The 21372-nt window shown below is 44.7% G+C and carries 19 protein-coding genes and 1 other annotated feature; of the genes, 14 read left to right on the forward strand and 5 right to left on the reverse strand.

The features are described from left to right. The first annotated feature begins 7 nt into the window (after positions 1–7). From AC1MEO_RS19050 to AC1MEO_RS19065, 4 genes are all read left to right on the forward strand, one after another. Positions 8–1186, forward strand: coding sequence for a DUF418 domain-containing protein (locus AC1MEO_RS19050; RefSeq protein WP_480333459.1), 1179 nt, complete (start codon positions 8–10; stop codon positions 1184–1186). A 43-nt stretch (positions 1187–1229) separates the two neighbouring features. Continuing rightward, positions 1230–2129 (forward strand): fumarylacetoacetate hydrolase family protein, encoded by a 900-nt coding sequence (locus AC1MEO_RS19055; protein ID WP_480333461.1) that lies wholly within the window; start codon positions 1230–1232, stop codon positions 2127–2129. 68 nt (positions 2130–2197) lie between these two features. Next, entirely contained in the window at positions 2198–2569 is a 372-nt protein-coding gene (locus AC1MEO_RS19060; protein ID WP_480333463.1) for a YisL family protein, read from the forward strand. A 299-nt stretch (positions 2570–2868) separates the two neighbouring features. Further along, complete coding sequence (locus AC1MEO_RS19065) at positions 2869–4332, forward strand: alpha-amylase family glycosyl hydrolase (protein ID WP_480333465.1); 1464 nt, start codon at positions 2869–2871, stop codon at positions 4330–4332. A 63-nt stretch (positions 4333–4395) separates the two neighbouring features. Here AC1MEO_RS19065 and AC1MEO_RS19070 read toward each other — a convergent pair whose 3' ends face one another. Genes AC1MEO_RS19070 through AC1MEO_RS19080 form a run of 3 tightly spaced genes read right to left on the reverse strand, consistent with a single transcriptional unit; the run spans position 4396 to position 7425 of the window. Next, entirely contained in the window at positions 4396–5733 is a 1338-nt protein-coding gene (locus tag AC1MEO_RS19070) for a CoA-disulfide reductase (RefSeq protein ID WP_480333467.1), read from the reverse strand. Positions 5734–5747: 14 nt separating this feature from the next. Next, positions 5748–6599: a DegV family protein gene (locus tag AC1MEO_RS19075; protein WP_480333469.1), complete on the reverse strand. Its 852-nt coding sequence runs from the start codon at positions 6597–6599 to the stop codon at positions 5748–5750. Positions 6600–6618: 19 nt separating this feature from the next. After that, complete coding sequence (locus AC1MEO_RS19080) at positions 6619–7425, reverse strand: Cof-type HAD-IIB family hydrolase (RefSeq protein WP_480333471.1); 807 nt, start codon at positions 7423–7425, stop codon at positions 6619–6621. Positions 7426–7585: 160 nt separating this feature from the next. Here AC1MEO_RS19080 and AC1MEO_RS19085 point away from each other — a divergent pair, with 160 nt between their 5' ends. The 3 genes from AC1MEO_RS19085 to AC1MEO_RS19095 all read left to right on the forward strand — a co-directional run bounded on the left by AC1MEO_RS19085 (position 7586) and on the right by AC1MEO_RS19095 (position 11114). After that, a complete protein-coding gene (locus tag AC1MEO_RS19085) occupies positions 7586–8353 on the forward strand; it encodes a prolyl oligopeptidase family serine peptidase (RefSeq protein ID WP_480333473.1) in 768 nt (255 codons plus the stop codon). A gap of 67 nt (positions 8354–8420) precedes the next feature. Then, the gene (locus AC1MEO_RS19090; RefSeq protein ID WP_480333475.1) at positions 8421–8729 is read left to right on the forward strand and encodes a metal-sulfur cluster assembly factor; all 309 of its coding nucleotides are present in this window, start codon (positions 8421–8423) and stop codon (positions 8727–8729) included. Between the two features lie 243 nt (positions 8730–8972). Beyond that, complete coding sequence (locus AC1MEO_RS19095) at positions 8973–11114, forward strand: ATP-dependent Clp protease ATP-binding subunit (RefSeq protein ID WP_480333477.1); 2142 nt, start codon at positions 8973–8975, stop codon at positions 11112–11114. 50 nt (positions 11115–11164) lie between these two features. On the opposite strand, the gene AC1MEO_RS19100 is transcribed toward AC1MEO_RS19095, so the two are convergent. Then, complete coding sequence (locus AC1MEO_RS19100) at positions 11165–11350, reverse strand: DUF2929 family protein (protein ID WP_480333479.1); 186 nt, start codon at positions 11348–11350, stop codon at positions 11165–11167. 187 nt (positions 11351–11537) lie between these two features. On the opposite strand from AC1MEO_RS19100, the gene AC1MEO_RS19105 reads away from it, so the two are divergent. The 7 genes from AC1MEO_RS19105 to opp4A all read left to right on the forward strand — a co-directional run bounded on the left by AC1MEO_RS19105 (position 11538) and on the right by opp4A (position 20075). Next, positions 11538–12476, forward strand: a complete 939-nt coding sequence (locus AC1MEO_RS19105; protein WP_480333481.1) for a beta-ketoacyl-ACP synthase III — start codon at positions 11538–11540, stop codon at positions 12474–12476. A gap of 27 nt (positions 12477–12503) precedes the next feature. Continuing rightward, entirely contained in the window at positions 12504–13739 is a 1236-nt protein-coding gene (gene fabF / locus AC1MEO_RS19110; RefSeq protein ID WP_480333483.1) for a beta-ketoacyl-ACP synthase II, read from the forward strand. A 553-nt stretch (positions 13740–14292) separates the two neighbouring features. Next, positions 14293–15309, forward strand: coding sequence for an ABC transporter ATP-binding protein (locus AC1MEO_RS19115; RefSeq protein WP_480333485.1), 1017 nt, complete (start codon positions 14293–14295; stop codon positions 15307–15309). Continuing rightward, entirely contained in the window at positions 15296–16231 is a 936-nt protein-coding gene (locus AC1MEO_RS19120; RefSeq protein ID WP_480333487.1) for an ABC transporter ATP-binding protein, read from the forward strand. Before AC1MEO_RS19115 ends, AC1MEO_RS19120 begins: the two co-directional genes overlap by 14 nt. Before the next feature lie 5 nt (positions 16232–16236). Continuing rightward, entirely contained in the window at positions 16237–17199 is a 963-nt protein-coding gene (gene opp4B, locus AC1MEO_RS19125) for an oligopeptide ABC transporter permease (protein WP_480333489.1), read from the forward strand. 25 nt (positions 17200–17224) lie between these two features. After that, positions 17225–18136 (forward strand): ABC transporter permease, encoded by a 912-nt coding sequence (locus AC1MEO_RS19130; protein ID WP_480333491.1) that lies wholly within the window; start codon positions 17225–17227, stop codon positions 18134–18136. Positions 18137–18254: 118 nt separating this feature from the next. After that, positions 18255–20075 (forward strand): oligopeptide ABC transporter substrate-binding protein, encoded by a 1821-nt coding sequence (gene opp4A, locus AC1MEO_RS19135; protein ID WP_480333494.1) that lies wholly within the window; start codon positions 18255–18257, stop codon positions 20073–20075. A 44-nt stretch (positions 20076–20119) separates the two neighbouring features. On the opposite strand, the gene trpS is transcribed toward opp4A, so the two are convergent. Next, the gene (trpS, locus tag AC1MEO_RS19140) at positions 20120–21109 is read right to left on the reverse strand and encodes a tryptophan--tRNA ligase (RefSeq protein ID WP_480333496.1); all 990 of its coding nucleotides are present in this window, start codon (positions 21107–21109) and stop codon (positions 20120–20122) included. A 46-nt stretch (positions 21110–21155) separates the two neighbouring features. Further along, positions 21156–21367: a binding site (T-box leader), on the reverse strand. Between the last annotated feature and the right edge of the window lie 5 nt (positions 21368–21372).

Here is a 21372-nt window from a genome sequence, read left to right on the forward strand (position 1 = left end):
GATTATTTTGAACTTACAGCCGGTCTCTATAAATGAACGAGTAACAGCGATAGATCTAATGAGAGGATTTTCGCTTTTTGGAATATTAATCATCAACATGCTGGCTTTCCATTCCCCGCTGTCATACATCGATCCATATAAATGGTTCGATGGAAATTTGAATGAAGGGATATACTGGTTTATCGATCTTTTCATCCAGGCCAGCTTCTACCCCTTATTTGCCATGTTGTTCGGCTATGGGCTGGCGATGCAATTTATGCGTGCAGAAGCAAAAAATCGCCCCTTCATGCCGTTAGCCGTCAAACGCCTGGTGGTTTTGCTGGTGTTCGGCATCCTTCATGCCTTCTTGATCTGGTATGGGGATATTTTGATCACCTATGCCATCATGGGCTTCCTGCTGATCGGCATGATCAGGCTGCCATCCAGTTGGTTGCTGGGGTTTGCGGCCATCATCTATACGGTTCCGCATCTAATGCTGCTGGGCATCATGTTTATAGCGGCTGCAGCTGATCCGAGTATTTATGTAGGGTATATGCAAATTGAAAGTTCGATTCAATCTTACCAATCGGGCAGCTTTGCAGAAATCTTCAGCCAACGGTTGTCTGATTGGACCTATAGCAATAATTTACTCAACTACATTATTTTGATTGCCACAATCCTGCCGTTTCTGATGGTTGGAGCGGCTGCAGCAAAGTGGAGGCTGATTGAACGGACGCAGGAAAAACGTAAACTGTGGCTGTTTTTAGCGATTGTGCCATTAGTGCTCGGTCTGCTGCTGAAATCCGGACCAATGCTGTTTGAACCGAATTATGCTTTTGTCTATTTGCAGGACATTTTTGGAGGGCCGCTTGTGGCAATTGGCTATGCAGCGATTATCGCTTTGCTGGCACAAAAAGCAGTTGTGCAAAAGCTATTTTCTCCGGTAGCCAAAGTCGGGCGGATGTCGCTGACAACCTATATCACTCAATCCGTTTTAGCGACATTGATCTTTTATTCCTACGGCTTGGGGCTTTATGGACAAGTGGATCTTCTTACGGGAACATTGATCGCCATCGGGATTTTTGTGGTTCAGCTGATTTTTGCGGAATTGTGGTTTGAAAAATTCTCTCGGGGACCACTTGAAATGGTCTGGAGAAAATGGACATATGGAAATAATTTCGAAAAAACTAACAATTCAAAACCTTGAATGTGTATAATGAATTCAATCAAAGAAAAGGAGTGTTTGACGAATGAAGCTGTTATCATTTCGCTATGAAGGAAAAGAAGGATTTGGACCGAAAGTTAAAAAGGAAGAAGCTGTTTGGGATCTGATTGCCATTCAACAGCAATTAGAGGTCTTACCTGCGTTTCCTGAAAAATTGATTGAAGGAATTCCACAAGGCATGGAGTTTGTTGAACAAATTCGTAAATTGACGGAAGCCGCAGTCCAATCTGATCACCCTGAAGAATTCAAACACTCTTTTTCAGAAATTGAATGGTTAGCCCCAATTTCAAGAACACCCAAAAACATTATCTGTATCGGAAAGAATTATGCAGATCATGCAAAAGAGATGGGTGGAGAAGCCCCAGTAGATTTGGTGGTTTTCACCAAGTCACCGACTTGTATATCAGCGGACGGAGAAACCGTTTCTGTTCACAATGATGTGACCGATTCTTATGATTACGAAGGGGAACTGGCAGTAATCATTGGAAAGGCAGGCCATAAGATACCAAAGCAGATGGCCTATGACTATGTTTTTGGCTATACCATCGCCAACGATCTGACTGCACGGGACCTGCAGGACAAGCATCAGCAGTATTTTCTTGGGAAAAGCCTGGAGGGTTCATGTCCACTCGGGCCGTATATCGTAACAAAAGATGAAATCCCACAATCCCAGAATCTATCGATTGTGACAAAAGTGAATGATGAAGTACGCCAGAATGGCAACACAGAAAATATGATCCGCCGTGTGGATGACCTTGTAGCGGAAGTATCGAAGTATGTGGCACTGGAGCCAGGAGATGTTCTGCTTACAGGTACGCCCGCTGGAGTCGGCAAAGGCTTCAATCCACCGAAATTCCTGAAAGCAGGAGACACTGTCAAAGTGTCGATTGAGTCTATCGGAACCCTCGTCACACATTTGTCATAAGATCCAAGCTCTTTTCAACGTCCGACTTGTGATAAACTGGAAAGGACTTTATTAGAAGAGGTGAGCTTTTGAGCATTTTTACAGATACTACCCATTTACACATCACGACATGGGTCATTGCAGTTATTCTATTCCTGATTGCAGCATTCATGCAACGTGACAGCAAAGGCCGTAAGATTCTACACATGGTACTGAGATTGTTCTATATTTTGATCATCATTACCGGATTAACGTTATTTGTCGCACATTCTTCGGCGGATGCAATGTTATACGGCATTAAATTCCTTCTAGGCGTGTTGACAATCGGAATGATGGAAATGGTTTTGATCCGTTCGAAAAAACAAAAGCCGGTAACGATGGTCTGGGCGTTTTTCGTATTGTTCTTATTTGCAACGATGTTCGTTGGATTCATGTTGCCGATCGGTTTAGATTTCTTTTAATGAAAGCAGGGCAGGTGCATCCAGCATCTGCTTTTTTTGTGGTTTGAGAAAGTCTGATTCACAGCTCTTCGGGATGTAAGCCACTCTGGCTGTGCGGCAAAGTCCGCCGCTTCGCCGGTCTGTCTTATGCCTGTCAAAGCTACACGGGCGCTTCCGCTTTTCTGTAGCTTTTCACAGTTTAGACGAAACTCCGGCAAGTTGAGGCTGAAACGTCAACTTAACATGGCGGCGATAGCCTGAGTTTGATAAAATTAACCGGGTGGAACGCAATAACGACCTCATTGAAGGAGGATTTTAGATTGAAGGCAAAATGGATTTCAAGCATCATGGCAAGTTTACTGTTGCTGACACTGGTTACCCCAGCATCTGCTGCAGACGAGCGTGAACTTAAAGACGAGCTCATCTATGATGTGCTGGTTGACCGCTATTTCAACAAAAAGATCGACAATGACTACGAAGTGAATGCATTGGATCCTGCAGCCTTTAGCGGCGGAGATTTTGATGGCATGGCCAGTGAACTATTATTTGTGAAGGAAATGGGCTTTACGGCTCTTTCAATAGGACCCGTATTTTCAACGGCTACATATGATGGGAAAAGGGTAGTGGATTATACCGAGTTTGAGCGCCATTTTGGAACCGAAGAAGAGTTTCAAGCATTGGTAGCTGAAATTCATGATCAGGATATGAAAGTGATCGTGGATGTCCCAACGCAGCAGGTTAGTGAAGACCATGTCTGGGCAGCCGAAAATCCGGAATGGTTTACAGAAAATGAAGACGGCAGCCTCGCACTGGATACAGCAAATCCTGAAGTTCAGGAAGCATTGATTTCGACATTTGCAGAATTCAGTGAGGCCTATCAGGTTGATGGGTTCCGTCTGCAGAATTCCGATCAGTTGGACCCTTCATTTATCAGTGGTTTTTCTGAAGCGATGAAAGCGGTAGGGGACAGCTATATCTTAAGCGACCGGGAAATGGAAGAGACGCCTGGATTTGATGCTGTGGTTTTGCCGGGCGTAGAGGAAACCCTTCGTGCTGGCTACAAGAACTTTGATCAGGACTTGACGGAAATCTCTTCTGTAATGCAGGAAAGTGAAGATAAACTGATTCAGGTAGACTCTTTATGGGGTTCACGGTTTACAGCAGATATTGTGGATGTAAACGGATTTCCCCCAACCCGTTGGACATTGTTGCTGACACAGTTATTGACAATGCCTGGTATTCCAGTCGTTCAGTATGGGTCAGAATCAGCGATGAATGGAACAGAATTGCCTGAGTCGCATCAAATTTTGGATATGGCAGTAGACAAAGAATTGGTTGACCATATTACAGACTTGACGTCCTTGCGTAATTCATCTGAAGCATTACGGACAGGGGAACTTGAAGTATTGCATGATGAAGACGGCTGGTTGGTCTATAAGCGTTCAAACGATGAAGAAACATGGATCATCGCTATCAATAACTCTTCTTCGACAAAGAGCATTAATTTGTCTGCTGACATTATTGGAGATGGCCAGGAATTGCGTGGTCTTTTTGAAAGTGATATTATCCGCCAGGAAGACAATGGAGAGTATCGTGTCACCCAGGACCGTGAAATTGCAGAAGTTTTCCATGTGACCGAAGAAACGAAACTCAATTCCGCCTATCTTGCAACGCTCGCCATTATGTATGTGGTATTCATGTTGTTCTTAGTGGTTGTTTGGCGCAAAGGCAAGCAGCGCAAAGCCGACGCAGCAAAACAAAGAGCAAATGAAAAAACTGTATAATGGTTTGGACAATAAAACAGGAAGAGAAAAGCACATCGCTTTTCTCTTCCTGTTTTTAATTTGTCATCCTTTACTGATGGTCTTGTAGCCGATCAAATTGATTGGATCTTTTGGTGAAGAATAGGGAGGCGCATAGCAAAGCTCCAGTGCCTGCAAATCATCGACTGTCAATCCGCCGTAGATGGCAGTAACGATGACATCGATCCGCTTATCGACCCCTTTGCCGCCGATGCATTGCGCTCCCAGGATCTTTCGGGTCTCGGGATCGTAATGGACCTTTAAGGTGAGTTTGGAATGCTCCGGATAATAGCCGGCATTCGAGTTGCCCGTATGGGTGACCGTAGCTGACTGCAGATTTTTGTCTTTAATGGCTTGTTCATTCAGCCCGGTCATCGCGGCAGTCAAGGAGAAAATCTTCAATACAGAAGTACCGAGCAACCCCTTTTTCGCTATTTTGTCGCCGGTTAGATGGCGTGCAACGATAAATGCCTGACGATGGGCTGGAGAGGCAAGAGGGACTCTTTTTGGATCCCCTGTCACCATATCGAAATTTTCTGAAGCATCCCCGATTGCATAAATCGACGGGTCGTTTGTCTGCATAAAGTCATTGGTTCGGATGCCTCCAGTTTCCCCAATCCTCAGGCCGGCTTTGACGGCAAGATCGGTATTGGGTTTCAATCCGATACTCATGATAATGAAATCGGCCTCCAATTGGATGCCATTCGTCAGATTGATGGTTTTGCCTTCGGTCTTTTCAATCGCCGTTCCCGTTAGGAGCTTGACGCCCTGGACTGCCAGTTCTTTTTCGATGATCAGTGAAATGTCGAGATCCAAAATAGACATGATGGCCGCAGATTTATGTACCAAGGTAACGTCCAAGCCAATATTTTTTAGGTTTTCAGCCATTTCCAGGCCGATAAACCCACCTCCTGATACTACGCAATTTTTAGGATGCTGGGTTTTGATGAATTGATCGATCCGCTGCATATCTTCATAATTACGCAAAGTGAAAACCTTTGAAGTATCCAAGCCTTCGACTTCCGGGATGATGGCAGAACCGCCTGGAGCGAGGATCAAGGCATCGTAAGGCTCGCTGAATTGTTCCCCATTTTCCAGATTCCGAACCAGTACTGTTTTAGCTTCTCTATCGATTTCCAGAACTTCATGGCGTAATTTCACATCAATATCGCGCTTTTTCTTGAAACTCTCAGGATCGGTCATGATGATTGAACGTTCATCTTCAATCACCTCGCCAATAACGTATGGTGTTCCGCATGCCGCATAGGACATCGTTGAATCGCGATCGAATACAGTGATGCGTGCATCCGGATCATAGAATCGGATTTGGCCTGCGGCTGTTGCGCCGCCGCCTACGGCACCTACAATAACAACTTTTCTCACAGTTCCATCAGCTCCTAGTTAATCTTATTGAAGAAGAATAAAGCCAAAGTTCCTGGTCCAGTATGTGCTGCAATGACAGAACCGATCATATGGATTTCAATCTTTTGAGGATGGAAATTCTCCTCGATTTCCTGTTTCAGGACGTTAGCAAATTCTTCGTCATCGCCATGGCTGATGGCAATTGTCTGCTGATCCAATTGTGTGCCGCGTTCTTTCATCAATTCAATCATCCGTTTGATGACTTTCTTGCGTCCACGCAGTTTTTCAATCGGCACCAATTTACCGTCTTCTACATGAAGAAGTGGTTTGATGTTCAATAATCCACCTACAAAGGCGCTGCCTTTGGAGATGCGTCCGCCTTTTGCCATATAATCCAAATCTTCAACGGTAAACAGGCTTTCTAGATGATCGGCCATAAAACGGGTTTTTTCGATGATTTTGTCCAGTGGCTGTCCGGCGGTGCGCAATGAAGCCGCTTCTTTCACCAACAGGCCATAACCGAGTGAGGCGGCTTTCGAGTCCAGTATCGTCAATTTCAGGTCAGGGTATTCCTCACGCACCTGATCCGCTACCATCACCGCTGTACTATAGGTGCCGGAAAGTTCGGAAGAGAAGGCGATATAGTAACCTTCGTCGCCATCTTTAGCCAATTGCTCAAAAGCACTCAGCATTTCCTCTGGTGAAACCTGGGATGTTTTTGGGTGGTTGCCTGCACGAATCGCATCAAATACTTTAATGGATTGAATACCTCGTATGTCTTCGTAATCCTGATCTCCAATATGAACACGAAGTGGAAATAAAATGACGTTTTCATTTTCAAAAAAATCTTTTGGCAGGTCAGATGCGCTGTCAGCGAATAATCTCATAGTGATCCCCTTTCTTAATTTACAGTTTCAATCGGTCAATCAGCAGTTCAGCAATGCCGTCGTCATTATTAGTTAAGGTGATTTCATTGGCAATGGATTTCAAAGGGCTGATGGCGTTGCCCATCGCTACGCCGACTCCCGCAAAATCAATCATCTCAAGATCATTGTCTTCATCTCCGAACGCAATGATGTTTTCCCGTGAGATTCCGAGTGATTTGGAGACGCGGTCCAACCCGACAGCTTTGCTCATGCCACTTTTAACGATTTCGATAACATGCCAGGGAGCTCCCCAACGGCGGTGGTCAATCACTTCGGCGTGCACAGAGGAGAGATGGTCATGGATTTCTTGTACCCGCTCATAAGGCGCATGGATTAAAATAGACGTGGGGTCTGTTTTCAGGTAATTGCGCAAATCGCCTGTCGTGATGGTAGGGTCGCCGAACCGGAAAATATCCATCAGTTTTTCATCATGGTGATGGACATAGACATCGTCCAGTACCTCAGCCACAATATTATGGAAATCATAATCGTGCATCGACTCCACCACTTCATGGACAACATCCAATCCGATTGGTGTATGGTGCATCCCCCACTGTTGGTTTTGGGGATGATGGACGAACGCTCCATTAAAGTTGACGATGGGTGTGGTCAATCCTAATTCCTTGTAATAGGTTTCACTTGAGCGATAGGGGCGGCCGGTGGCGATCATCACCTGGTGTCCTGCTTCAAGCGCTTTATTTAAAGTCAGTTTCGTTTTAGGTGAAATGACTTTCTGGTCGGTTAATAGGGTTCCATCCAAATCAAGGACAATTAAATGTTGTTTCATAAAATAACCGACTCCTTTCTATATATTACTAGTGTAGCGATAATGCAAGGGTTTCGTCAAAAAATCTTGAGGAAATCAAAAGACTTTTACAGGACAGGAATTGGTGTTTGCTGGATATCTGGAAGATTGGTACGATTACTGATGAAGGAAGTGATTGTAAATGAGAGTCCAAAGACAAATATGGGGGCATATCCCTTTGCTTCATATAACTCCGGATCAGGATGTGGAGAAGGCATTGCCGACGGTTATTTTTTTTCATGGCCATATGAGTGCAAAAGAGCATAATCTGCATTACGCCTATCAATTGGCTGAAAAAGGGCTTCGGGTGATTTTGCCGGATGCGCATCTTCATGGGGAACGAAGTGAAGGATTGGATGAAGTTCAAATAAGCTTGCGATTTTGGGAAATCGTGCTGACATCAATTGAGGAATTGGCGTTTCTGCATAAAGAAATACATAAGCAGGGTCTGGTGGTTGGAGAGCCAGGAATAGGCGGCACGTCCATGGGGGCCATTACAACTATGGGAGCATTGACAGTCTATCCGTGGATCAAAGCAGCAGCAGTCATGATGGGCGCAGGGAATTACGTGGAATTGGCTCAAGCTCAGATGGCTCAATACGAATCGAGAGGCTTCCAATTGCCGATAAGCGCTGAAGAACGTGAAAAGATGCTGGCTACTTTAGCTATTTTTGACAGCAGCCACCATCTGGAAAACTTCAATGCACGGCCCATTTATTTCTGGCATGGCGAACAGGATGTGACGGTACCGTTTGAACCGACGTACCGCCTCTTTAAAGAGTTGAAAAAACAATATGAAGCTGTCCCTGAAAAAATTGTTTTTAAGCGTGAGCGGGAAGCAGGGCATGCAGTAAGCCGAAGCGGCATGCTCGAAGCCACTGACTGGCTGGCTGAGCATTTGGCCCACTAAGCTTGTGGATTTCATTTTCTGAGAAAGTTTGTTAAGATGGTACTAATAGTAGAGGGAGGGATTTTGAATGGATCAAGACATGAAAGAAAGCATGATGGGTGCCTTGGAAACAGTAGTCGATCCGGAACTGGGAGTCGATATTGTTAACTTGGGACTTGTCTATGATGTGACGGTTACAGAAGACGGTTTTGCAGTGGTTACCATGACTTTGACATCAATGGGTTGTCCAATGGGACCTCAAATCGTGGAAATGGTTAAAAATTCTTTGTATGAGTTGCCTGAAGTGGAAGAAGTCGATGTTAAAATCGTTTGGACACCAGTATGGAGCAAAGAACATATGTCTCGTTACGCAAAAATGGCGCTTGGCGTCCGATAAAAGATACACCAAAAGCCTTTCCGGAATTTATTCCGGAAAGGCTTTTTCAATTCTCCCGATTTATCCATGGATGGAGGTGTTCGGCTAATGATGATAAAGGGGTCGCTGGAACGATTTCTTTAACCCCAAAACAGATTCTTAAATATACTAAATTCACAGCCTTAATAATTGCATATTCCTGAAAAATTGACTATAATCTAATTAGTCAAAGATAGTCAAATTAATTGAAAGGTGTGATTTTTTATGGTTCAATCCCCAAATAACACAGATCAAAAATCTCCATTAGAACAGTTCGGCCGGAATATGGTGGAACAGGCGCAATCAGGGAAAATGGATCCCGTGATCGGAAGAGATCAGGAAATCCGCAACGTTATCCGGATCCTATCCCGGAAAACGAAAAACAATCCGGTGTTGATCGGAGAGCCTGGTGTCGGTAAAACTGCGATTGTCGAAGGGCTGGCACAGCGCATCGTCCGCAACGATGTTCCGGAAGGGTTGAAAAACCGGACCATTTATGAACTCGACATGAGTGCATTGATTGCCGGAGCCAAGTACCGGGGGGAATTCGAAGAACGCTTAAAAAGCGTCTTGAAGCAAGTCAAAGACAGTGAAGGTCAGATCATCCTGTTCATTGATGAGATTCATACCATCGTTGGAGCGGGTAAAACGGAAGGCGCCATGGACGCTGGAAATATGCTGAAGCCGATGCTCGCACGGGGGGAATTATACTGTATCGGAGCGACCACATTGGACGAGTATCGGATGCATATTGAAAAAGATGCAGCCCTGGAACGCCGTTTCCAACAGGTCATGGTCCGTGAGCCGTCAGTGGAAGATACGGTTTCCATTCTGCGCGGATTAAAGGAACGCTTTGAATTGCACCACGCTGTCCGCATTCATGACCGCGCGATTGTAGCAGCGGCTGCGATGTCAGACCGTTATATCACGGAGCGTTTCTTGCCGGACAAAGCCATCGATTTGATCGATGAAGCCTGTGCGATGATCCGGACGGAAATCGATTCGATGCCGCAGGAGCTTGATGAAGTGACACGCCGCCTCATGCAGCTTGAAATTGAAGAGCAGGCGCTGATGAAAGAAACAGACTTGGCAAGTAAAACCAGACTGGAGACCTTGCGCAAAGAAATCACAGAGTTGCGCGACTCTTCGGCTGATATGAAAAATCAGTGGACAGAAGAAAAAGAATCCTTGAAAAAAATCCAGGAAAAACGGGAACAATTGGATCAATTCCGAAGACAGCTGGAAGACGCAGAAAACCGCTATGACTTGAATGCTGCAGCAGTTTTGCAGCATGGCAAAATTCCTGAACTTGAAAAAGAATTGATGGCGCTCGAAGCAGATCTGGAAAAAGACGGGGCTGAACGTTTGCTGCGTGAAGAAGTAACAGAAGAAGAAATTGCGGGAATTGTCGCCAGATGGACGGGCATTCCGGTAACCAAACTGGTGGAAGGCGAGCGGGAGAAGCTGCTGCGTTTAGGCGAGACTTTGAAAGAACGGGTAATCGGCCAGGATCGAGCTGTTGAACTGGTCACTGAAGCAGTTTGGAGAGCACGTGCAGGAATCAAAGATGAAAGAAAGCCCATTGGGTCGTTCATTTTCCTTGGTCCGACAGGCGTCGGTAAAACCGAATTGGCCAAGTCATTGGCAGCCAATTTGTTTGATTCGGAAGATCATTTCATCCGGATTGACATGTCCGAGTACATGGAAAAACATAGTGTATCCCGTTTGGTCGGAGCACCACCAGGCTATATCGGCTACGAAGAAGGCGGACAGCTGACAGAAGCGGTGCGCCGCAATCCATATTCTGTCGTGTTGCTTGATGAGATTGAAAAAGCGCATCCGGATGTCGCCAATATCCTGCTGCAGATCCTCGACGACGGCCGCATCACCGACAGCCAGGGGCGATTGGTCAACTTCTCGAATACAGTAGTGATCATGACCTCCAATATTGGATCAGCCCAAATCAGTGATACGAGCAATGAACATGACATCGAAGACATTGTCATGAGCGAGCTGCGCAGACATTTCAAACCTGAGCTATTGAACCGCATCGACGATATCGTCATTTTCCATGCGCTCAATAATGTCCACTTCTACGGCATTGCCAAGAAAATGATTGCTGAACTGGCAGCACGCATCAGCCAACAGCACATCAAATTGACTGTGGATGATTCAGTCATCAACCATATTGTAGAAGCGGGAACGGATCCGGTGTTTGGGGCACGTCCATTGAAACGGTTTATTCAACGCAATATCGAAACGAATATTGCCCGCGAATTGATCAAAGGCGGAATTGTCGCCAATACAGAATTGGAATTGACCATGGATGACAACAAGCAAATCGTCATCAACAAAAAAGAAGCATAAACCAAAAAAGAAGCGCAGGCCGGAGTTCCGGTCTGCGCTTCTTTTTCTTATTAATGCTTTTCAGGAGTCGGTCCTTCAGGGATAATAGCTGCCATGACGAAGATCAGAATAGTAACCCCGACTGAAATGTAAACGCCGATCATGAAATCGAAAGGTACGTTCTGTACTGCACTTACAACATAATTAAGCAATGAAATCAAAAAGAATGACCATAAAAAAGTTCCAATATACTGCATCTGGTTTCACCTCTACATAGAATATCTAGGTTAATCATAGCATAAGCATTCACAGACAGAAAGAAAGATTCCTGAGAATGAAGATTTTTTGTCGGAAATATGTCAGTTAGTTGAAATAACACAGTAGATGACGTATTATTAACACCAGGTACTAATATATGATGATAATTGAAATGAGGGATACATGATGAGTACTGGAATAATCGGTATAGGCAGATGTTTGCCAGAAGATAAATTGACGAATTTTCAGTTGGAGCAACGGATGGATACAAGTGATGAATGGATCCGGACAATGACGGGGATAGAAGAACGCCGTATTGCAAAAGACGATCAGGACACTTCTGACTTGGCGCGCGAAGCTGCACAAAGAGCCATTGAAGATGCCGGCATTGATCCAGCTGAAATCGGTTTGATCTTAGTGGCGACAGTTACGCCCGACCAACCATTCCCATCAATGTCCTGCGTAATTCAACAGGAGATTGGCGCTGTCAATGCTGCTGCCATGGATATCTCAGCTGCATGTGCAGGATTTATGTACGGAGTCATTACTGCAAAACAATTCATCGATTCTGATGTTTATAAATATGTACTGGTTGTTGGTGTTGAAAAATTATCGAAGATCACCAACTGGGAAGACCGCAACACCGCTGTGCTTTTTGGTGATGGCGCCGGAGCGGCAGTCCTAGGAAAAGTTTCAGAAGGCCGGGGAATCCTATCCTTTGAACTCGGAGCTGATGGAACTGGAGGCAAACACCTCTTCCAGGACGAGGAAGATCATCTGCAGATGAACGGCCGTGAAGTCTTTAAATTCGCGGTACGCCAAATGGGTGAATCAGCAGTGAACGTAATCGAAAAAGCGGGATTACAAAAAGAAGATGTTGATTTTCTGATTCCGCATCAAGCAAATATCCGCATTATGGAGGCATCCAGAGAACGCTTGGGTCTTCCAGTTGAAAAAATGTCGAAAACGATTCAGAAGTATGGCAACACTTCAGCAGCGTCAATCCCGATTTCTTTGGTCGAAGATATCGAAGAAGGCCGTGTCAAAGACGATGATGTCATCGTCATGGTCGGTTTTGGCGGCGGCCTTACTTGGGGCGCAATCGCTATGAAGTGGGGTAAATAATTAGGTATGCGAAAGGAAGAAGATAGAATGGAAAATCGCCGTGTAGTTATTACAGGAATTGGTGCTGTAACGCCTTTGGGCAATAATATTGAAACGACATGGGAAGCTGTGAAAAACGGCAAATCCGGTGTCGGTCCTTTAACCCGGTTGGATGCGGACCTGTATTCAGCAAAAATTGCAGCAGAAGTAAATGACTTTTCAATAGAAGATTATATCGAAAAGAAAGATGCCCGGAAAATGGATCGCTTTACGCATTATGCGTTGGCTGCTTCCATCATGGCAATGAAAGATGCTGCTCTTGAACTGGATGAAAAAACAGGGTTGCGGACGGGAGTATGGATCGGTTCGGGTATTGGCGGCATGGAGACCATCGAAAATCAGATGAACGTACTGAATACAAGAGGTGTCCGACGCATCAGCCCGTTCTTGATCCCGATGATCATTCCGGATATGGCATCAGGCCAAGTATCGATTTACTTTGGCGCCAAAGCCATCAACTCATGTTCAGTGACTGCTTGTGCTTCAGGCACAAACTCAATCGGCGACGCTTTTAAAGTCATTCAGCGTGGAGATGCAGATGTCATGATTTCCGGCGGAGCTGAAGCACCGATCACGCAATTGTCTGTAGCTGGATTTACAGCGAACACGGCATTGACGACAAACCCGGATGCAGCTACAGCTTCCCGTCCGTTCGATAAAAATCGTGATGGTTTTGTTATCGGTGAAGGGGCAGGAATCGTCATCCTTGAAGAATATGAGCATGCAAAAGCACGTGGTGCTAAAATGTATGCGGAGGTTGTCGGTTACGGTTCAACGGGCGACGCCCATCATATTACAGCTCCTGCTGAAGGTGGAGAAGGCGCAGCACGTGCTATGGTGCAAGCTTTGGCAGATGCAGGTGTTGAAACGACGGAAGTCGGTTATATCAATGCCCATGGAACAAGCACACCGTATAACGACTTATACGAAACAATGGCTGTAAAAACCGTATTCGGCGAACATGCCTACAAATTAGGCATGAGTTCGACAAAATCCATGACGGGCCATTTACTTGGCGCTGCTGGTGGGGTCGAAGCTATTTTCACAGCTTTGGCCTTGCAAGAAGGCATCATGCCTCCAACAACTAATTACGAAACACCTGATGAGCAATGTGATTTGGACTATGTCCCTAACGTAGCACGCAAAGCGGATTTCAATTTTGCGATGAGCAATTCACTGGGCTTTGGCGGACATAACGCTTCACTTGTATTCAAGAAAGCTTAAAATACCCTAAATGAAATGGCAATCTGCGATTTATCCCGCAGATTGTCATTTTTTATTGCTTTTAAATGTAAACTAAGAGGAAATACACCTAAAAACTTATAAAAATTGAAAAAAATTTCCGATTGTTAAATCTATTATGGTATTGTAAATAGATAGAGGCCATACTGTTTAATAATTTAGGTTATAGATACAATTTATATGAATAGTATTTACTACCTCTAGCCTTCATAAAATAAACATTCATTACAAAGAAATTGAAGAGCTGAAATAAGTTGATTCATCAAGGTTTGGACAGGTAAAAAACGAGATTTAATAAGACGATTATTCGGAAAATTAAAAATAATATTGTCTTTGTAATTTTATTGTAATAAAATTAATAGTAGAACTATTGTCTAAAAAAATTAAAGGTGACTGTAATTTTTTGGAGAGAACTGGTCGTCAACTTTTAAATTTTTTTGGATTGATAAGTCAGAATGTTGAAAATTTGGAGTGGCGAAATGTCAGCTGCAACCAGAAGAAATCTTAGAACAGCTTCATTTTGAGGAGGATAAACGTGAATGATGTTTTGTTGGATATCAAAAATTTAAAAACATCTTTTAGAATTAAGGACGATTATTACGCTGCTGTCGATGATGTTTCATTAACAGTAAGAAAAAATGAGGTACTGGCGATTGTCGGCGAATCAGGTTCCGGGAAAAGTGCATTTGCATTTTCGATCATGGGACTTCATACAAGAGCTAAAATTGAGGGAGAGATAGATTACAAAGGCATTAACCTGGCAAAGGCAAACGCCAATCAAATGAAAAAATTGCGTGGAAAAGAAATGGGGATGATTTTTCAGGATGCGCTGTCAGCTCTTAATCCCCTTATGGTGGTAGGCGCCCAGATCGATGAAGCGATTTTCCTGCATAATCCGAAAAGCTCCAAAAGCCTGCGGAAAAAGCAGGTCATCAATTTACTGAATCAAGTGGGCATTCCCCGTCCCGAAAAAACATATGACCAATATCCCCATGAACTGTCTGGCGGAATGCGCCAGCGCATTGTCATCGCAATGGCGATTTCGAATCAACCGGAACTGCTGATTGCAGACGAACCGACCACAGCTCTGGATGTGACGATTCAATCTCAGATTTTGGATTTGATAAAAGAACTGAAGGACACTATTAATGCCGGCATTATCCTAATCACCCATGATTTAGGAGTAGTAGCGGAAATGGCGGATCGAGTGGCAGTTATGTACGCGGGGCAAATTGTGGAAATCGCTGATGTTTATACATTAATGGAAAATCCGCAGCATCCGTATACTCGCTCTCTTCTAAATTCAATACCGACTTTGAATGATGTGAAAGAAGAGCTTCACGTCATACAGGGGGTAGTGCCATCACTTCAAAATCTACCGCGAACGGGATGCCGATTCGCTGCAAGAATTCCTTGGATTGAAGATTCTGCGCATGAAGCTTCACCGGAACTCCATGAAATTAGTCCAGGACATTATGTGCGCTGCACATGTTATAAGGACTTTTACTTCCCAGAACAAGCCGAGGAGGAGCGCAATTATGTCGCTAATTAGAGTTGAAGACCTGAAAGTACATTTTCCAGTACGTGGAGGAGTCTTTCAGACCATCCAAGACCATGTTCGAGCAGTAGATGGTGTTTCATTTTCAATTGAACAAGGCCAGACTTACGGACTTGTAGGAGAATCAGGGTCAGGAAAAACAACGACAGGCCGTGCAATCATCGGATTGAATGATATCACTTCAGGAAAAGTGATGTTTGAAGGAAAAGATCTTTCCTCTATCAGCAAAAAAGAATATATCGATGTACGAAAAGATATTCAGATGATCTTCCAGGATCCCTTTTCATCACTGAACCCGAAGAAACGGGTGGCGGACATTGTAGCTGAACCGCTCCGCAATTACGAAAACCTGTCTCCTAAAGAAGAACGGATCCGCATTCAGGAATTAATAGAGCTGGTCGGGCTCAGTCCGGAAGCTATCTATAAATATCCGCACGAATTCTCAGGAGGACAGCGGCAACGGATCGGAATCGCCCGTGCGATTGCGCTGAATCCAAAGCTGATCATCGCGGATGAACCTGTCTCTGCCCTGGATGTTTCCGTACAAGCCCAAGTATTGAATTTCATGCGGGAAATTCAAAAAGAACTGAACTTGACGTATTTATTCATCAGCCATGACTTGGGTATTATCCGCCATATGTGCGATCACATCGGCATCATGTACAAAGGACGATATGTCGAAGAGGGCACATCAGAAGAAATTTTCACGAACCCGCAGCATATTTACACGAAACGCTTAATTGCGGCAATTCCGGACAGCAACCCGCGCAATCGGGAAATGCATTACGAAAACCGCAAATTGGTGAAGACCGAATATGACAAGCTGGAAAAAGACTTTTTTGATGAAGAAGGTTTGCCTTTCTCGTTAAAATCAATTTCAGCTACCCATCAAGTAGCGTTGCCTGAGAGAGGTTGAATGGTATGTGGAAATTAATTGTACGCAGAACACTCATAACGATCCCGCAAATTATAGTCTTAAGCGTTTTGGTATTTATTTTAGCTCAGGCTATGCCTGGAGATGCACTGACCGGGCTGATCGATCCGAACATCGATCCAGCCACCATTGAAGCAATGCGTGAGCGCCTGGGATTGAACAATCCCTGGTATGTCCAGTATATAGACTGGGTCAAAGGCGTACTGCAAGGCGATTTCGGGCAGTCGTTCCGCTTTAAGATGCCAGTATCCGAATTGATTGGCGAACGAATGATCAATACTTTGTGGTTGTCATTGGCAACTCTGATCCTGACTTACTTGATCGCCATTCCATTAGGGATCATCAGCGGACGTTTCAACGATACATGGTTGGACCGTGCCATTACCGGATATACGTACATTGGCTTTGCAGCACCATTATTTATTTTTGCTTTAGTTATGTTGTTTATTTTTGGATTCCAGCTGGGCTGGTTCCCGACAAGCGGAAGCGTCACCCCAGGTACCGAACCTGGAACCTTCGCCTATTTCATCAGCAAGTTGAATCATTTATTATTGCCCGCCTTATCGATGGCATTGATAACGACTGTTTCTACAGTCCAGTATTTGAGAAGTGAGATCATTGATACAAAACAGAAGGATTTCATCGTAACTGCCCGTGCTAAAGGGGCTTCCGAATCACGTGTCTACAATCGCCACGTCTTGCGGAATTCCCTGCTTCCGATTGCAGCGTTCTTCGGTTACGAAATCACAGGATTGATTGGCGGAACCATATTCATCGAAAATATTTTCGGCTATCCAGGAATGGGTGAGCTGTTCCTTTCTTCCATCAGCTTACGTGATTACAGCGTAATGACAGCTCTTGTCCTATTGTTCGGGCTGGCAGCGATCATTGGGGCATTACTATCCGATATCATCTTGAGTTTGGTAGATCCACGTATCCGAATTAAATAATAAATGATAATTTTGAGGTGTAAATATGAGAATAGATAAAGACAGTGGAGCACAAATCCCGGATGTGGATCTCGGCAAAAGCCCATCCGGATTCAGTATATTACTAAGAGAGTTAATACGGGACAAAATTGCATTTGGTTCTCTCCTGTTCCTGTTCCTGATCATTGCCGGTGTATTTGGTACATCCCTCATCATGGACCAGTCTGAAATTATCAAAGTCGATCTTTTCGCTCTTTACGAGCCGCCATCCGCCGCTTATTGGCTGGGCACGGATTACGGTGGGCGCGACATTTTTGGGCAATTGATCATTGGGACGCGAAACTCATTGGCTATCGGCTTTTTGGTCACGCTATTGACAGGAATCATCGGCATATTGGTTGGGCTGATTTCCGGATATTACGGGGGCACTGTAGATAATGTCTTCATGCGTTTCGTTGATTTCTTCATGGTTTTGCCGATTTTGATGATTGTCATCGCATTCGTAACCGCAGTACCTGGCTACAGCATCGTGTCCTTTTCGTTAATCATGACCGCTTTCTTATGGATGGGCATTGCGCGGCTGATCCGTTCAAAAGCCTTGCAGGAAAAAGAATTGGATTATGTAAAAGCCTCTAAGACACTTGGGACTTCCGATTTCAAAATCATGTTTTTCCAGGTCCTGCCAAATCTTAGTTCGATCATCATTGTAACGATGACGTTAAATTTGGCAGGCAATATCGGAATCGAATCGGGCCTGTCCTTTTTAGGATTCGGCTTCCCGGAATCGACTCCGAGTTTGGGGACCTTGATCAGTTATGCAAGAAACCCGCAAACACTGGAATTGAGATGGTGGATCTGGTTACCTGCATCAATCCTGATTTTTGTATTGATGCTTAGCATAAATAATGTCGGGCAAGCCCTAAAACGCGCTACCGATGCCCGGCAACGCAGAGGGTGACAAAAAAGTGGGGAAAAGGGGGAGTAGGGTTCTCGGTACCAGGCAGAAATAACTCTATTCAAGTACAGCAGCAGTCCAAAAGAACTTTATTTAAAAAAGAAAGAGGAGGAAACGGAGAATGGCGAAAAATAAATGGTCTAGATATTTAGCATTGCCGATGTTGTCTTTTGTGTTGGTCTTGGCAGCTTGTACCGGTGACGATACGTCCACGGAAGAAAGCGGCGGGGAAAAGGATGAAGGCGGACAGCAACTTGAAAACGGCGGGATGTATTCAATTGATGATTTCAGCAATGTGAAAACGAATGAAGGAGAAGCCATTGATGGCGGAACCATTACATTCGGCTTAGTGTCAGATACCGTTTTTGAAGGGACATTAAACTGGAACTTCTACTCTGGTGCACCGGATGCAGAAATTCTGAATTGGTTTGATGAAGGTTTACTGACTTGGGACGAAAACTACGTCTACACAAATGATGGAGCTGCAACTTATGAAGTTTCAGAAGATGGCCGCACGTTCACTTTCACAATCGGCGATAATGTCAATTGGCATGACGGCGAACCTGTAACTGCAGAAGATTGGTTGTTTGCACACGAAGTAATCGGTAACCCTGAATATGATGGTCCACGCTACAACTCTGACTTTACGAACATCGAAGGGATGGAAGAGTATAACAGCGGAGCAGCTGATACGATTTCAGGCATTGAAGTAGTTGACGAAAAGACGTTGTCGATTACGTATATCGAGTCAACTCCTTCTTTATTGACAGGAAGCATCTGGTCTTACCCATTGGCTAAGCACATCTTTGGAGACATGGCAGTTGCCGATATCTCTTCTTCGCCTGAAGTGCGTGAAAACCCAATCGGTTTTGGACCATTTAAAGTGGACAGCATTGTACCTGGTGAGTCTGTAACTCTTACTAAGAACGCAGACTACTGGCGCGGAGAACCAAACCTTGATGGCGTAACAGTTAAAGTCATCAGCAGTTCAACAGTTGTTCAGGAACTGGAAACTGGGGGAGTTGACTTGATCAGCGAATTCCCAGTAGATCAATTCCCTGACAACGCTGAAATGTCGAACGTAGAATATTTGGGAGCGATTGATCGCGCCTACACATATATCGGCTTTAAATTGGGAACATGGGATGCTGAAAGCAGCACTGTTGCTTACGATCCTGAAGCGAAAATGAACAATAAGGAACTTCGCCAAGCAATGTGGCATGCAGTGGATAACACAGCAGTCGGCGAACGTTTCTATAATGGTTTGCGTTGGAATGCGACAACTTTGATTCCGCCATCCCATCCTGAGTTCCATGATGATACGAATGAAGGAAGAACTTACGATCCTGAAGTAGCAAACCAGCTATTGGATGATGCAGGATATCTTGATACAGATGATGATGGATTGCGCGAAGATCCAGAAGGCAACCCGCTTGAAATCAACTTTATTTCAATGACAGGCGGCGATACGGCTGAGCCTTTGGCACAATACTATGTTCAGTCTTGGGAAGCTGTTGGCTTGAAAGTCAACCTGGAAATGCTTGAGTTCAACTCGTTCTATGACCGTGTCGGAAACGGCGGAGAAGATGATCCGAATGTTGACGTATTCCAAGCAGCATGGGGAGTTGGGATTGACGTAGATCCTTCAGGACTTTACGGAGCTAACGCAATCTACAACTTCGCACGTTGGGAAAATGAAGAAAATGAGCGTCTTCTGGCAGAAGGCCGTTCAGAAGAAGCATTTGACCTTGCATTCCGCCAGGAAGTTTACAACGAATGGCAACAATTGATGGTCGAAGAAGTGCCGGTATTCCCTACTTTATACCGAGCAATTTTGAGCCCGGTCAATGATCGTGTATTGAACTATGCAATCGGTGACGGCACTGGGGTTTACTTATCTGACCTTGCCGTGAACGCAGAATCACCAGTTACTGCAGAGTAAAAACAAAATAGAAAAGGAGCTGCAGATCTGCAGCTCCTTTTTGTTTATTTTCTTTTGCGTCCAAGCCCCATGGCATTTTCCATTTTCTTTAAGGTTTTATTGGCCAGGTAATTAGCTTTTTCAGCGCCGGCATCAAGAATTTTATCCAGTTCTTCAGAATCCAGAAGCGCAGCATAACGCTCTTGAATCGGTGCTAAATGTTCGGTAACAGCTTTTGCGACTGAAGCTTTGAAATCACCATAGCCGGAACCTTCGTATTTCGCAACCAGGCTATCGATGCTTTCACCAGTTAACGCAGCTTCAATGGTTAGAAGGTTCGCTACCCCAGGTTTGTTGATCGGATCGTAGCTGACCACCCCTTCAGAATCGGTCACAGCGCTCTTGATTTTCTTTTCGATCGTTTTCAAATCATCCAATAACGTGATGATCGCTTTCTTATTGGTATCAGACTTGCTCATCTTTTTCGATGGGTCCTGAAGCGACATGATGCGTGCGCCATTCTTGGGGACGCGGATATCAGGGATCGTGAAGATGTCATTGTATTTCCGGTTGAATCTTTCGGCCAGATCGCGTGTCAGCTCGATATGCTGTTTTTGATCATCCCCGACAGGTACGATATCGGTCTGGTATAACAGGATATCAGCTGCCATCAATGGCGGGTACGTCAGCAATCCAGCTAAGACAGAAGCATTTTTGGCTGATTTGTCTTTGTATTGTGTCATACGTTCGAGTTCGCCGATCGTCGACACACATTGCAGCATCCAACCAGCCTGTGCATGCGCCGGAACTTCTGATTGGATAAACAGTGTCACTTTCTCCGGGTCAATTCCGGCAGCCAGATAGAGTGCCGCCAGTGCCTTGATGTTTTTGCGAAGTTCCAAACGATCCTGTGGCATTGTAATGGCATGTTGGTCAACGATGCAAAAGATGCAGTCGTATTCGTCCTGCAGCTCCGTGAACTGCTTAAAGGCTCCTATGTAATTCCCGAGTGTTACCGTACCGGTAGGCTGAACGCCTGAAAAGATTTTCTTCATTCCAATTCCTCCTCAAAGTAAAAAAACACAGCACACATCCCTTAAAAAAAGGGACGAATGATGTGTTTTCCGCGGTACCACCCTAGTTGCCGTTGCCGGCCACTCTTCTTCATAACGTGAAGAACACGGAATCGGCTACTTGTCGTTCACCAACTCAGCTCAAAAGTCCATTCAATGAAGCCCTCCATCTGTTTTCACCACCCACAGACTCTCTCTATAGAAGGAACTGCATTTACTCCTCTTTTTCATCGCTCATTTTATAT

The organism is Planococcus sp. BI3, from assembly GCF_056680115.1.

Coding starts and splice junctions, on each gene's coding strand:
- AC1MEO_RS19055 (WP_480333461.1), top strand. CDS start 1,230: ATGAAGCTGTTATCATTTCGCTATGAAGGAAAAGAAGGATTTGGACCG.
- AC1MEO_RS19075 (WP_480333469.1), bottom strand. CDS start 6,599: ATGAGATTATTCGCTGACAGCGCATCTGACCTGCCAAAAGATTTTTTT.
- AC1MEO_RS19080 (WP_480333471.1), bottom strand. CDS start 7,425: ATGAAACAACATTTAATTGTCCTTGATTTGGATGGAACCCTATTAACC.
- AC1MEO_RS19085 (WP_480333473.1), top strand. CDS start 7,586: ATGAGAGTCCAAAGACAAATATGGGGGCATATCCCTTTGCTTCATATA.
- AC1MEO_RS19090 (WP_480333475.1), top strand. CDS start 8,421: ATGGATCAAGACATGAAAGAAAGCATGATGGGTGCCTTGGAAACAGTA.
- AC1MEO_RS19095 (WP_480333477.1), top strand. CDS start 8,973: ATGGTTCAATCCCCAAATAACACAGATCAAAAATCTCCATTAGAACAG.
- AC1MEO_RS19100 (WP_480333479.1), bottom strand. CDS start 11,350: ATGCAGTATATTGGAACTTTTTTATGGTCATTCTTTTTGATTTCATTG.
- AC1MEO_RS19105 (WP_480333481.1), top strand. CDS start 11,538: ATGAGTACTGGAATAATCGGTATAGGCAGATGTTTGCCAGAAGATAAA.
- fabF (WP_480333483.1), top strand. CDS start 12,504: ATGGAAAATCGCCGTGTAGTTATTACAGGAATTGGTGCTGTAACGCCT.
- AC1MEO_RS19120 (WP_480333487.1), top strand. CDS start 15,296: ATGTCGCTAATTAGAGTTGAAGACCTGAAAGTACATTTTCCAGTACGT.
- opp4B (WP_480333489.1), top strand. CDS start 16,237: ATGTGGAAATTAATTGTACGCAGAACACTCATAACGATCCCGCAAATT.
- AC1MEO_RS19130 (WP_480333491.1), top strand. CDS start 17,225: ATGAGAATAGATAAAGACAGTGGAGCACAAATCCCGGATGTGGATCTC.
- opp4A (WP_480333494.1), top strand. CDS start 18,255: ATGGCGAAAAATAAATGGTCTAGATATTTAGCATTGCCGATGTTGTCT.
- trpS (WP_480333496.1), bottom strand. CDS start 21,109: ATGAAGAAAATCTTTTCAGGCGTTCAGCCTACCGGTACGGTAACACTC.